Below are 12,271 nucleotides of genomic sequence, written 5' to 3'. Positions count from 1 at the left end.
GCTATTAGTGTTGTTAACAAGAGTGTCGGAGTTCTGGCCCCCGCAACAGACCCTTTTGTGTGGGGTCCTACCCGTCTTCTCTGTGTACTGATCACCCATGCCGCTGAGCACGGGTACTCATTGACCCCTGCGCTATGTCGTGGGTGTACATAAACTTCAGTGAAGCCGCTGGTCACAGCCGTTTACGGTGGGACAAAAGTGACATGTTCAACGCATTCCCGCCACACCCCCAGGGGTGAATGCCTCACCCCCTTGGTGGGTGGCGCTAACGTTGGGGTCCGACCACTTCGATGAGTGAACGCGAAAGGCAAACAATGGAATATCGCAAGCTGGGGAATTCCGGTTTCAAGGTGAGCGCCATCACCTACGGCAACTGGCTCACGCATGCCTCGCAGGTGGAGAACGAGAGGGCGAACGCGTGTGTGAAGGCGGCCCTGGATGCAGGCATCACCACCTTCGACACTGCCGACGCCTACGCCAACACGGCCGCGGAGGTGGTCCTCGGGGACGCCCTGAAGGGTTCCCGCCGCGAGTCGCTCGAGATCTTCACGAAGGTGTACTTCCCCACGGGGAAGCTGGGCCCCAACGACACCGGGCTGTCCCGCAAACACATCATGGACAGCATCCACGGATCCCTGCAGCGTCTCCAGACCGACTACGTCGACCTGTACCAGGCGCACCGCTACGACGTCGAAACCCCGCTCGAGGAGACGATGCAGGCGTTCGCCGACATCGTTCGCCAGGGCAAGGCGCTCTACATCGGTGTCAGCGAATGGAACGCCGAGCAGCTTCGGGCGGGTCACGCCCTGGCGAGCGAACTCGGTTTCCAGTTGGTGAGCAACCAACCCCAGTACTCGGCCCTGTGGAGGGTCATCGAGGGCGAAGTGGTGCCGGCCTCACGTGAGCTGGGCATGACCCAGGTGGTGTGGTCGCCCATGGCGCAGGGGGTGCTGAGCGGCAAGTACAAGCCGGGCCAGCCCGTGCCGGAAGGCAGCCGTGCCACGGACGAGAAGGGTGGTCAGAAGATGATCGAGCGCTGGATGCGCGACGACGTCCTGACCGCGGTGCAGAAGTTGCAGCCCATCGCCGAGGGCCTCGGCATCACCATGGCGCAGCTGGCCATCGCGTGGGTGCTGCAGAATGACAACGTGGCCACGGCCATCATCGGGGCGTCCAGGCCGGAACAGATTGCTCCGAGCGCGGAGATCGCCGGGCTCACGCTGGAGGCGGACGTGATGCAGGCCATTGACGTCGCGCTGGGTGGGGTCGTGGAGAGTGACGCGTCCCTCACGGAGTCGCCGAAGGCACGCCTGACCTGACGCCTGTGCCCGGACGGGCCCCGGCCGCTGACACGTGTGCGGCCGGGGCCAGCCGGTCGGTGGGGGCTCAGGCCCTGCCGATGGCGGTCTCCGCACCGGGGCGACGGCCCAGCTCGGAATCCAGGCGAAGCAGACCGTTTCCGTCCTCGCCGATCATCCTGATCCGGCCGATGATGGCGGAGACGGTGGACTCCTCCTCCAACTGCTCGTCGACGAACCAGTTGAGCAGCGGCAGGGAGTCAATGTCCCCGGTTCGCTGCGCGAGGCGGTAGATCTCGCGGATCGACTCCGACACCTTCTTCTCGTGGGCCAGGGAGGCCTCGAAGGCGGTCAGCACCGACGTGGCGTGCTGCCCCGACGGCGTCAGCGGCTGGATCAGGGGGGTGGCCCCGCGATCCAGCATGTGCACCACGAACTTCTCGGCGTGGACCTGTTCCTCCTCCGCCTGGGCTTTGAACCAGCCTGCGATACCGGGCAGGTCGATGGCATCCATGTCGATGGCCAGCTGCCGGTAGACGATGGCGGCCTCGAATTCCATGGTCACCTGGTTGTTGAAGGCCTGTGCAAGTTCATCCGTGAGGGTCATGCCTCCAACCTACTCGGGAGCCTCCCTCCGCCCCGCAATGCTGGCAGCGCGGACTGCGGGGTTCGCACAACGGGGCGTGTCCGTGGAACTCATGCGGGCCGTCAAACGACCCGGACCAGGCCGTGGCGGACCGGACCACGATGGCCATGCTGGACATGCACACGCTCGTCGTCGCCGACCTCCGTTGATGCCCGGGGCGTCCCTGGCACCCTGGCCGCGTGCCGGGAACCGGCGTCGCTCAGCCCAGCAGGCGCCCGACGAGCGCCATGAGCCCGGAGGCAACGTCGCCGCTGTCGACCCGCAGCACCTCCTGGCTGGCGGGGGAGAGCCGGTGCAGTGTGTCGTCGCTGAGATACCAGACGGCCTCCTCGCTGCGCCCCGTTGTCGCGTGCACCCCGTAGGCGAAGACACTTGCCCCAGCGGACTCCGCCGTGGCCAACGCATCCGTGATGAAGACGGGGACAACGGACGTGCCCGGCGCGTCGGCCCGGAAGACCTCCAGCGGGGGCAGGACGCGTCGCAAAAGCGTCCAGAGGTGGACGTGTGGGGCGGTGGCCACCTCCGCCTGCGGATGCACGAGGTCGATGCGGCTGACGGGGCCACCCTCGGCGACCGTGGCGCGCAGTGTGACGGCAACGTCCAGTCCCAGGTCCGGGCACAGGTAGAGGTTCGTGAGGAATGCCACCTCACCCATGCGGGCGACGAGCGTCATGGCCGCCTCGGCGCGATCCTGGGCGTCGAGTGCACGCTGCCAGTCAGGGACCACCGTCAGGTCGGCGTCGATGATCCCCGCGGCCCGCCACTCTGCAAGCAGTTCCTCGGGGGCGCCCTCGGGACAGCGGTGGGCGAGCTGCTCCACGGCGGCCTGCCAGGCGGGGGTGGCGAGGCGCCCGACCTGCAGCCCACTTCCGGTTCCCGTCATGGGGTGGTGGGTCATGAGCGCTGGAGTCCTTCCCGGACGGCGAGGCGGTCGAAACTGATGGCGGCTCCGAGGTCGTCGTCCACCTCGTCGACAGTGTGGCGCATCCCGTCGCCGTCGTAGCAGTACAGGTAGAGCTGGCCACGCAGCGCCGACGATGCCAGCACGACAGCGCACCGTGAGAGGGCCGCGCGAAGGAGTCGGGCTCTCGAGGCGGGGTCGGTGCTGGTGGTGTGGAGGGTGACGACGCACTGGGCGCCGCTGATGGGCCCGCTGCGACGACAGGTGGCCTCGACGCTCTCGCATCCCTCGAGCGTCGTCAGGGTGTCGCGGAGCGCCGCAGCCATGTCGGCGAGACTTTGCCTACTCACGCCCCACCTCCACCTGGTACGTGGAGATGGTGCCGCCGACGGTGGGGTAGAACCGGTCGATGTGGGTGGTGAAGTCGTGCACGGGGGCCTCATCCTTCGTCCAGTCGGATCCGCCGGGTCTCATGATGTCGCGGATCTTGTTCTCATAGGTGTCCTGGCCGTGCCAGTCGTGAAGTCCGAGTTCACCCGGCCCGTTGTCCAGGGACACGTCGGAGACCCCTGGGCGCTCGTACGAGCCGCCGAAACCCCCCAGGTCGGATTTCGGCACGGGGTCGTACTGGTTGGAGAAGTTGACCACGGGGATGTCCCGGGGGATGGGGACGGTCTGGATGGGGGACCCGGCAGTCATGATGCCGCCGATGTCGTAGCGGGAGGAGAAGTCGGGATCGGCCGCGATGTTGGCGGCAATGATGCCGCCCTGCGAGTGGCCCGTGAGGATGATCTGGGGGCGCCCGCCGCCGGGATGTTCTGCCGTCACCTTGTCGATGGCAGCCCGAATGGCCTCAGTCGACGATGTGGTGCCGTAGCCGACCCCCTTGAGGTTGGCCGCCCAGTCCGTGCCCCCCTGCTGCCCGGTCCAGCCGCCCCACGTGTCGATGGATTCGGTGGTGCCGGGGATGGCCACGATGTAGCGCGGCGGCTGCCCGGGATTGTCGACCCGGGTGATCTGGACACTCGGGCGGTCGCGGCCCTCGTTGCGTGTCGAGTACACCGTGGACATGTCGCGCATCAGATCCGACGGGTTGTGCAGGCGCCGGTTGTCCAGGCCCGACCTGTGCTGCGGGTCGCCCACGAACGGCCGCCCGTCGTCGAAGAACTTCTGGTCCTCTCCGGTGACGAGGTTGGCGATGGCGCCCGCACCGAGGCCGGTCAGGTAGCCGCCGACCGCCAACACCTCGGCAAGCTCGGGGATCTCGCCCCGCTGCAGGAGATCGTCCACCCATCTCGGACGTTCCCCCGACGCGTCGAGGAACCGGTCGACCCCGGCCGTGAAGGCGGACAGGTGTTCGCCGACGGTGTCCCGCGCAACATCGGCGAGGTCGCCCAGGTCCTCCCACCGGCCCCGGCCCCAGTCCAGCCCGTCGTCGACGCGGTCGCCCAGGAACTGCGCCCCTGAGAGGACGCCGTCGGCCATGGAGGTTCCCCCTTCGCTGATCCGGCCGCCCACGGCCATGACGGCGAGTCGGCCGGCCAACCGGGCGTCGAGCGTCGTGAGCCGGAAGACGATGGCCTGCACGGAACCCCAGATGCGGATCCGGGTCCAGGGCCTGCGGGGATCCAGCATCCTCCAACCGCCGGCGAGGTCCTCCACGTGGCCGCCGTCGGAAATCCGGAAACCCTGTGACAGGGCGTTGTTGGCGGTGGCGTCCATGTCGCCGCGCAGGGGCTCAAGGTCCGATGCCGCGTCGGCGTACGCCGTCGACGCGTCCGCCAGCAGGGAGGACAGGTGGGCGCCCTGGGCGGCGAGTGCGCTGCGCCGCGCCGCCGCAGCGGTCGCGGCGACGCCCTCCCAGGTGCCGGTGGGCGTGTTGCTGAACCGCTGTATCGCGGAGGCCAGCGCGTCGGCCTGGCCGCGCTGTGCCTCCGCGGAGGCATGGAGCGCTGCCGCGTCCCACCGGAGACCGTCACCCCAACCAGCCACGGCTCAGCCCCCGAAGAACTGGGTGATGGCGGCCGCGGCCTTGTCCTCCTGCTGCCGGTAGCCGTCGACGGTGGCATGCGTGGAAGACCCGTACGCCTCCAGCCCGCTGGCCAGCGTGCCAGCCGCCGACGCGAACCTGCCATGGAGAGCCACGGCTGCGACGCCTGACATCGAACCCGGCATGGCGGTGGCGGCCGCGTCGAGGCGCACAGCGTGCAGGGTGTAGGCGGCATCGGCGCCGACGGCCGCAACGTCGCGCCCGTGGTGCTCCAGCCGTCCGATCTGCACGGTGTAGTCCATGGCCAGACCCTAGGGCGGACGCGGGTCAGGCCGCGAGCAGCGCCGAACACGAGCAGTGGGTCCCGGCTGGTCCCTGCGGGAGCTGTGAGCAGGGACTCGCCCATTGGCGGCGCCCGGCCAGCCCTCGCCACGGCAGCGGGCGCGCATGGATAGGGTGATTGGACGTAGTCCACGAAGGAGAGCCGCATGAAGCAGGTCATGGTCGTTTATGGCACACGTCCCGAAGCGGTGAAGATGGCGCCGTTGATCCGTGCGCTGGAGGCGTCGTCGGTGCTGAACCCGATCGTGGTGAGTACTGGTCAGCACAGGGAGATGATGGATCAGGTCAACCAGTGGTTCGGGATCACGCCGGATCTGGATCTGAAGGTGTTCCATCCGGGTGCCACGTTGACGGAGTTGGCGGCACGGATCCTGCAGGAGTTGCCGAAGGTGTTGACGGAGCGTCGCCCGGATGCGGTGGTGGTGCAGGGGGACACGACGACGGTGGCCATTGCTGCGATCGCGTGTTTTTATCACAACATTCCGGTGGTGCACCTGGAGGCGGGGTTGCGCTCGGGTGATATTCATTCGCCGTTCCCGGAGGAGGCGAACCGGAAGCTCGCGGGTCAGGTGACGGCGTTGCATCTGGCGCCGACGACGTTGTCGCGGGACAACTTGTTGCGTGAGGGTATTGATCCGGCGATCGTCAGTGTGGTGGGCAACACGGTGATTGATGCGTTGCACTGGACTGCTGAGCAGGTGGTCACGTTCACGGATCCCCGGATCGCCGCACTGGCGGGGGAGGAGCGTCGGATCGTGTTGTTGACGACGCATCGCCGTGAGAATTTGGGGGAGCCGATGCGCCGGATTGGTCGGGCGGTGGCGCAGCTTGCTGCGGCGCGTCCGGACACGGTGTTTGTGTTCCCGGCGCACAAGAATCCGAAGGTGCGCGAGGAGATCCTGCCGTTGTTCGCGGATCACGACAATATTTTGGTGTGTGAGCCCCTGGATTATGCGGAGTTCGTGCACGTGCAGAAGTTGGCGTACCTGATCCTGACGGATTCGGGTGGTGTCCAGGAGGAGGCGCCGAGTCTGGGGAAGCCGGTGTTGGTGTTGCGGGACAACACGGAGCGCCCGGAGGCTGTGGATGCGGGGACGGTGAAGCTGATCGGTACGACGACGGAGCGGATCGTGGCGGAGGTGGATGTGTTGCTGGATGATCCTGCTGTGTACAAGGCGATGTCGACCGCGGTGAATCCGTATGGTGATGGCCTTGCCGGTGAGCGCAGTGCCGCGGCGATCGCGGAACTCCTCAACGTTGGCAAACGGATGCCGGAGTTCGACGTCCAGGGGAACTGATCGCTCCACGTTCCAGAGGGCTGGGACGTGTGGCTCAGATGCGGTGGTACGGGGCGAGGAGTTCACGGACCGTGCGGAATGACGTCCAGTCGCGCTCCGTGTACCACCGGATGCCACACTCGCCAAGCCTCCTGTACAGACCACCCAGGAGGGGCTGGGGGAAGTGCTCGTACAGCGTCGGGTTGGCCCGCTCCATGAACGCCATGTCGAGTCCCTTGGCTGCCTCCGTCACCGACGGGGGCATGTCACTCACAAGGCGAAGTCCGGCCACATCCCCGCGCCGGGAGACGACGTAGAGGGACAGGAGGTCCAGGGCGAAGTTCTGGCCGAAGCGGAAGTGGGGTTCGGCAGGGGGCGCGATGTCATCGAAGTCCACGGTGATGTTCAGCGTGTCCGCCACCAACCGGGTCAGTACCGCTTTGCGATACAGCTTCTCCTCACCGGGGCTTGCCAGGGATGACAGGGACGGGGCAACGAGCTCCGGGTTGGTCTGCAGCAACACGATCAGTGTGCCCACTTCTGTGAGCCCGAGAACGTACGGGGCGTTGGTGTAGCCGGCAGCGCGGAAAGGTGGGAACGTGCCCGCGGCCGCAGCAGCCGGCTTGACCCGCATGTTGTCCACCCCGGCTTCCAGAATCCCCCCGAAGGTGTGGTACTCGCAATGGTGGAAGTCGGAGGCCAGGATGGCTCCGATGCCCATGAACGACCAGGAGTTCCTCCGCAGCGGGCTCGACAGAAGGTTGCTCGAAACGCGCAGGGTGTCGAAGCGGTCGAAGAAGTCCCGCTCCCGGGAGAACCGCCCTCCGAAATCCATCGACACCAGCTTGGTGTCCGAGGGCATCAGTGCGCGAGCGGCCAGTGAGTCGAATCCTCCGCTGAAGCTCAGCAGGTTGCCGCGTCGCGCGCCGCTTGGATCCGAGGATTGTGTGGGGGTGGCACTGACCTCTGCCTGAGTCAGTTGTGTGATGGGTGTGATGACGCCTTGCGACACCGGAAAGTTGAAGTGGACCTTGTCGAATGCCCGGCCGCACAGCGTGGACAGCGCGACAGCCATGGATGTTGACGTGATCCCCACGTCATGGCTCGTTTCGAACCAGAGGTCGTGCACGGTTCCTGCTTCCCGTGCTTGCACGTCAACGCGCCGGGGTCCGATCTCGAGTTCGTGGAAGGTGATTTCCGCGGCGCGGCGCGTCGTGATGTCAGTGATGTCCGGTACTCCATCGAAGGATCGTTGACTTGGGGAGCAGGGCTTCCTGCGCCAGTTCGGGAAACTCTGACAACCACAGCTCGATCACGTGCTTCTCGTCGCTGCGGATGGTGTCGTCGAGGTACACGAAGGCACCATCGGCCAGCATGGGTGCCAGTTGGGGAAGCGCCGGGTACCTGTTGTTCTCCGTGTTGCCTGCCGGGGGGCCGTCCACGAGGAGCATGTCGATCCTGGCCTCCGAGCCAAGCGCAGACGTGTCGTACCAGTTGAACGTCCTGCCCCGTATGTCGACGGGGACCAGTGGGGCTATGTGGACCGTGGCGAACTCAGTGAGGCCGTAGGCCTCCAGAAGTGCCCTGGTCTTCGACCCGTACTCCTCCAGATGGTCCAGGGAGTGGATGTGACCTCCGGTGCCGCGGCTCCGCAGCGCGTACGCCAACCAGATGGTGGATGCCCCGGATCCCAGTTCGACGATGGTGCGCGGACCGTCCTCGGCCAGTGCCTTGTGCACCAGTGAGTCGACCGTTGAGCTGGAGATGGCCCAGCCGCCCAGTTGTGGGAGGGCGACGTGGTCAGGCACCAGGAGGCGGCGCAGCGTGCTGTACTCCCCGGCGTCCGAGGGAAGGTGTTCGAGCTGGGTTCGCAGCTGCTGAAACTGTCCTTGAACCCATGCGTGGCGGGTGGTGACCGCTTTCTCGTGCGCCAGCAGCTCCGCCGAGCCGGACGTGGCCGTCGACGTGATGCGCTGCCGAAGCGTGCTCAGCTCGGCCAGCAGGAAACTCTCACTCGCCGCGATGGAAGCCTGCGTGTCGCCCAACGCGAGCAGGATTGTTTCGTCGGCCCCCCTCGCCGAGGCGGAAACATCCTTCACTGCCTTCTCCAGTAGCACCAGTTGCTCGCTGCGCGACACCAGCGTCCGGAGGGCAGCAGCAGTCGCGCGCTGTCCCGTCGAGGTCAGGCGCATCCGGAGGTGGCCCGTGAGCAGTGCCCCGAGGATGCCCAGCGACAGGGCGAAGACCTGAAAGGGGACTCCGTCCGGAACCACGGCCAACACCGCTGCCGCTAGAAGGAGCAGGGCTGAGCCGGCAAGCGCCAGACGGTAGAGAAGCTTGGTCCTGTTCAACGTATCCCCCCGGGAACGAGTTGGTTGAGAAGAGCCACCGCTGCCGGCACGTCCCCGAGCCGGGTGATGTGGTGCACGGGTGACCGGGAGAGCATGCTGCCGGGTTCCGCCATTGCCCAGATGGGGCTCCCGCTGCCAAGGTAATCGCTGAGCTTGGAGGGCAGGTAGGGATTGACCCTCTTGCCCACGGACCGCGTTTCCGCATCGTTGAGGAACAGCAGATCGAACTCCCGTGTAGCCCTGAGGAAGTCAAGGTAGGGCAGCGAGTTGTAGACGATGATGGAGGAGCGCCGCGGATTCCTGGCGATTTCCTCCGCCAGTTGGGGCGTTGACGCCGTGAAGAGATGAAGTTTGATGCGGGCGGCCTTCTCGGCGGGGAGTTCAGCCAGAGCCTTGAAGACGTCGCCCATGCCACGCGTGGGGTAGAACGAACCGAAGTACCCGATGTGGAAGACGCCGGGTGTGAGTGTGGTCGGTCCGCGCCCGAGGTCGTACCAGGCCTCGGGGAGGGTCGGCTGCGGGGACACCACGGCCCTGTCAAGGATCCGTTCCCGGAGCGTGCGGTCGGTCACACGCTCCAGCATGGCAGTCATCTGGTGAGGATTCGTGAACATGATCTGATCCGCCAACCCGTACGCCACTGTTTCGGCCCAGACGAAAAGGGAGTCGGTCCCCGGAGGCTCCACGCCCACAGCACGCAGTGCATCCTCAAGTTCGGCGAGGAGGGGGGAGGGGGTGACGACGCCCGGCCTGAAGTTGCCCTTGACGTCGGTGCTGAGGGGGTCGGAAAATTCGGCCGCCCAGTGCACCTCAGCGCCGCGACGTGCCTTGATGAGTGCCCCCAGGTAGTGGGAGGCGGGCCACATGGCGCGGCTGTGAACTTCCCGCTGGCGGCCATGCACCACCTCGAGCTCCTCGAGCGCGGTCCACCCGCGCTCCATGAAGTCCTCCATACCCGACCATTGCGACCAGACGGCCGGCCCATCCACCATGGTGTGCTCGGCGACGGCGTCGCGTGCGAGCCGCGCCAACGTGCGGTCCGTGGAACGAACGCTGGACATGTCGGCGGAGATGACGTTCCACTTCTTCCCGGACACCACGGCTCGCTTCAGTGCGACGACGGAAGACGGGTCGGAGAAGGGGGCGAAGTTGTACGAGACGATCAACCGCTGGCTTCGCAACCGCAGCACGTACCACGGAAAATTGTGCAGATCCCTTTCCTTGATCGCCGCCACCACCGTTTCCTGTTGCTCCGGATGGGCATCCAGGTAACGGGAGATGAAACTGGCCTGGGAGATGACGAAGGATGCGATGAGGTCCTTCAGGGGCCCGCCCCGCTCGATCTGCTGTTCGAGCACCTCGATCACATCGAGTCGTTGACGGACCTTGAAGTCGAATGTCATGCCTTGGCGGCCCACGGAACCCGCCCGGACCAGGCGGCGATACATGGCACCCTCGTGCGCCGGAGTGGTGTCGAAGCTCAACCCTTCGGCATCTGCCATGTCGGCGAACAGAGCGACGTCCTCGCCGCTGTCGAGTTGCTCGTTGAAGGGGTGTCGGTGCACCACCTCGGCCGGGATCAGTTTCAGTGTCGCCAGCGTCAGCACCCGGCGGAGGTCTCGAGCGTCGACGACCCCGCGGTGCTCCTGTATCTGTTCGTGGATCTCCGAGGGCTTTTCGTTGCCGAACTCGTCGATGTCCACGATGCCTGCGACCGGCACGATGGTCCGCGAGGTGGCGGACGCCAGCAGTGCTTCCAGGTACTGCGGGGACAAGGTGTCGTCCACATCGTGGAAGACGATCCAGGAACCCCTGGCCTGCTGCGATCCACGGTTGCGCGCCGGGCTGGCCCCGACGGAACTCTTGAGGATCTGGTGGTGAAGACCACTGGCCGACAGCAATTCCTCTGCCAGTGCCATTCCACCGTCGTCGGTTCCGTTGAAGACGAAGATGGTCTCGAACAGGTCGGGATCCAGTGTCTGCGCGGTGAAAGTGGCGATGCAGGCAGGCAGGAAATCGATGCTGCGGAAGCATGGAACAACCACCGAGACGACCACCTGGGAGGGCGAGTCAGTCTCAGGCATCGTGTCGTTGCCGATCAGCGCCAGAGCCCCTTGCTGTCCACGACCTGCTTCTCCGCGACGCGATGCGCGGGGATGGCCTTGAATGCGTCGTGGTCCACCAGGACAACGACGACGTCCGCCGCGTCAATCGCCTCATCGGTGGGGGTGAGACGCACGTTGGACAGCCCCGCCAGTTTCGCCGGCAGTTCCTCGACGTGCGGCTCCACGGCAAGGACGCGCGACTGCGGATGCGCCTCGGCGTAGTCGTGGACGATCTGGAGTGCCGGGGACTCGCGCAGGTCATCGATGTTGGGCTTGAATGCCAGACCCAGCATGGCGACCGTTGGTTCGTTCGTGCCCTCGCTGGCGGCCCGTATGCGCTCCATGAGGTAGCGGGGCTTGCTGTCGTTGACCTCGCGTGCCGTCCGGATGAGGCGGGCCTCATCGGGGGCGGCCGCGACGATGAACCACGGGTCGACGGCGATGCAGTGGCCGCCCACGCCGGGGCCGGGCTGCAGGATGTTGACCCGGGGGTGGTGGTTGGCGAGCTCGATGAGCTCCCACACGTCGATGCCGAGCTTGTCGGAAATGATGGACAGCTCGTTGGCGAACGCGATGTTGACGTCGCGGAAGCTGTTCTCCACCAGCTTCGCCATCTCCGCGGTGGTGGCATCGGTCAGGAGGATCTCACCCTCGCAGAACACCCGGTAGAGCTCACGGGCCTCTTCGGCCGCCTCGGGGGTGATTCCGCCGACAATGCGGTCGTTCTCGACGAGTTCCACCATGACACGGCCGGGCAGGACCCGCTCAGGGCAGTGGGCGAACTTGATCCCGGCGTGGGCCAGGTCCGGCCGCTCCTGTGCCACCACGTCCGCCATGTGCTGCGTGGCGCCGGGTGGGGACGTGGACTCCAGGATGAGGAGCTCGCCGCCAGTGAGGTGGCGGGACACGGCACGGGTGGCGGCCTCGATGTAGCTGAGGTCGGCACTGTGGTCATCGTGGAAGGGCGTTGGCACCGCGATGATGTAGGTGGACGCCGGGACGGGCTCGGTGGAGGCTGTGAGCGTGCCGTTGGAGACGGCGCGCTCCACGAAGCCGCCAAGGTCGGGTTCGACGAACGGCACCTTCCCCGAGTTGACCGCAGCCACTGTTCTGGGGCTGACGTCGACACCGTGGACCTGCTTGCCCTTGTGGGCGAAGATTGCGGCTGTCGGGAGGCCGATGTAGCCGAGGCCCACCACGCACACGTCTGGTTTTGTCACTCCGTGATCTCCTGATCGCCTCAATTGACAACAATCCGTCGCCGACCCGGGGGACGGCTTCTCGATGTCACACTAGCGCACGCCCCCCGGCTCCCCGTGTGGGACGAGCACCACTGATAGCGTCGACGGTGACGTCATCAT

11 protein-coding genes are annotated in these 12,271 nt (G+C 66.2%); 2 read left to right on the top strand and 9 right to left on the bottom strand.

Going from position 1 to position 12,271, the window contains the following annotated elements; genetic code table 11:
* Nucleotides 1-314 precede the first annotated feature (314 nt).
* The gene (locus tag EAX62_RS00795; protein WP_121899790.1) at nucleotides 315-1,319 is read left to right on the top strand and encodes an aldo/keto reductase family protein; all 1,005 of its coding nucleotides are present in this window, start codon (nucleotides 315-317) and stop codon (nucleotides 1,317-1,319) included.
* Between the two features lie 67 nt (nucleotides 1,320-1,386).
* Here EAX62_RS00795 and EAX62_RS00790 read toward each other — a convergent pair whose 3' ends face one another.
* From EAX62_RS00790 to EAX62_RS00770, 5 genes are all read right to left on the bottom strand, one after another.
* On the bottom strand, nucleotides 1,387-1,905 hold the full coding sequence (locus EAX62_RS00790) for a ferritin (protein ID WP_121899789.1): 519 nt from the start codon (nucleotides 1,903-1,905) through the stop codon (nucleotides 1,387-1,389).
* Nucleotides 1,906-2,143: 238 nt separating this feature from the next.
* Entirely contained in the window at nucleotides 2,144-2,827 is a 684-nt protein-coding gene (locus tag EAX62_RS00785; protein WP_147453959.1) for a hypothetical protein, read from the bottom strand.
* A gap of 11 nt (nucleotides 2,828-2,838) precedes the next feature.
* On the bottom strand, nucleotides 2,839-3,195 hold the full coding sequence (locus tag EAX62_RS00780; protein ID WP_147453958.1) for a hypothetical protein: 357 nt from the start codon (nucleotides 3,193-3,195) through the stop codon (nucleotides 2,839-2,841).
* Nucleotides 3,188-4,837 (bottom strand): PGAP1-like alpha/beta domain-containing protein, encoded by a 1,650-nt coding sequence (locus EAX62_RS00775; protein WP_121899786.1) that lies wholly within the window; start codon nucleotides 4,835-4,837, stop codon nucleotides 3,188-3,190. Before EAX62_RS00775 ends, EAX62_RS00780 begins: the two co-directional genes overlap by 8 nt.
* A gap of 3 nt (nucleotides 4,838-4,840) precedes the next feature.
* Nucleotides 4,841-5,137, bottom strand: a complete 297-nt coding sequence (locus EAX62_RS00770; protein ID WP_121899785.1) for a hypothetical protein — start codon at nucleotides 5,135-5,137, stop codon at nucleotides 4,841-4,843.
* A 186-nt stretch (nucleotides 5,138-5,323) separates the two neighbouring features.
* Between EAX62_RS00770 and wecB the strand changes: the two genes are divergently transcribed.
* Nucleotides 5,324-6,475, top strand: coding sequence for a non-hydrolyzing UDP-N-acetylglucosamine 2-epimerase (wecB, locus tag EAX62_RS00765; protein ID WP_121899784.1), 1,152 nt, complete (start codon nucleotides 5,324-5,326; stop codon nucleotides 6,473-6,475).
* 34 nt (nucleotides 6,476-6,509) lie between these two features.
* Here wecB and EAX62_RS00760 read toward each other — a convergent pair whose 3' ends face one another.
* The 4 genes from EAX62_RS00760 to wecC form a co-directional block, all read right to left on the bottom strand.
* Nucleotides 6,510-7,583, bottom strand: a complete 1,074-nt coding sequence (locus EAX62_RS00760) for a hypothetical protein (protein WP_121899783.1) — start codon at nucleotides 7,581-7,583, stop codon at nucleotides 6,510-6,512.
* Nucleotides 7,584-7,674: 91 nt separating this feature from the next.
* The gene (locus EAX62_RS00755) at nucleotides 7,675-8,805 is read right to left on the bottom strand and encodes an O-methyltransferase (protein WP_121899782.1); all 1,131 of its coding nucleotides are present in this window, start codon (nucleotides 8,803-8,805) and stop codon (nucleotides 7,675-7,677) included.
* Nucleotides 8,802-10,889, bottom strand: a complete 2,088-nt coding sequence (locus EAX62_RS00750) for a glycosyltransferase (protein WP_121899781.1) — start codon at nucleotides 10,887-10,889, stop codon at nucleotides 8,802-8,804. Before EAX62_RS00750 ends, EAX62_RS00755 begins: the two co-directional genes overlap by 4 nt.
* Nucleotides 10,890-10,903: 14 nt before the next feature.
* Nucleotides 10,904-12,130 carry a UDP-N-acetyl-D-mannosamine dehydrogenase gene (gene wecC, locus EAX62_RS00745; protein WP_121899780.1) on the bottom strand — a complete coding sequence of 409 codons (1,227 nt, stop codon included), beginning with the start codon at nucleotides 12,128-12,130 and terminating at the stop codon, nucleotides 10,904-10,906.
* Nucleotides 12,131-12,271: the final 141 nt, after the last annotated feature.

This window comes from Tessaracoccus antarcticus (genome assembly GCF_003688855.1).
Classification (GTDB): domain Bacteria; phylum Actinomycetota; class Actinomycetes; order Propionibacteriales; family Propionibacteriaceae; genus Arachnia; species Arachnia antarctica.
This window is presented reverse-complemented; position numbering and strand designations above follow the sequence as displayed.

What these genes read in the sequence shown, in the direction of transcription:
- EAX62_RS00750 (WP_121899781.1), bottom strand. Translation starts at nt 10,889, where the DNA reads ATGCCTGAGACTGACTCGCCCTCCCAGGTGGTCGTCTCGGTGGTTGTT.
- EAX62_RS00790 (WP_121899789.1), bottom strand. Translation starts at nt 1,905, where the DNA reads ATGACCCTCACGGATGAACTTGCACAGGCCTTCAACAACCAGGTGACC.
- EAX62_RS00770 (WP_121899785.1), bottom strand. Translation starts at nt 5,137, where the DNA reads ATGGACTACACCGTGCAGATCGGACGGCTGGAGCACCACGGGCGCGAC.
- EAX62_RS00785 (WP_147453959.1), bottom strand. Translation starts at nt 2,827, where the DNA reads ATGACGGGAACCGGAAGTGGGCTGCAGGTCGGGCGCCTCGCCACCCCC.
- EAX62_RS00795 (WP_121899790.1), top strand. Translation starts at nt 315, where the DNA reads ATGGAATATCGCAAGCTGGGGAATTCCGGTTTCAAGGTGAGCGCCATC.
- wecB (WP_121899784.1), top strand. Translation starts at nt 5,324, where the DNA reads ATGAAGCAGGTCATGGTCGTTTATGGCACACGTCCCGAAGCGGTGAAG.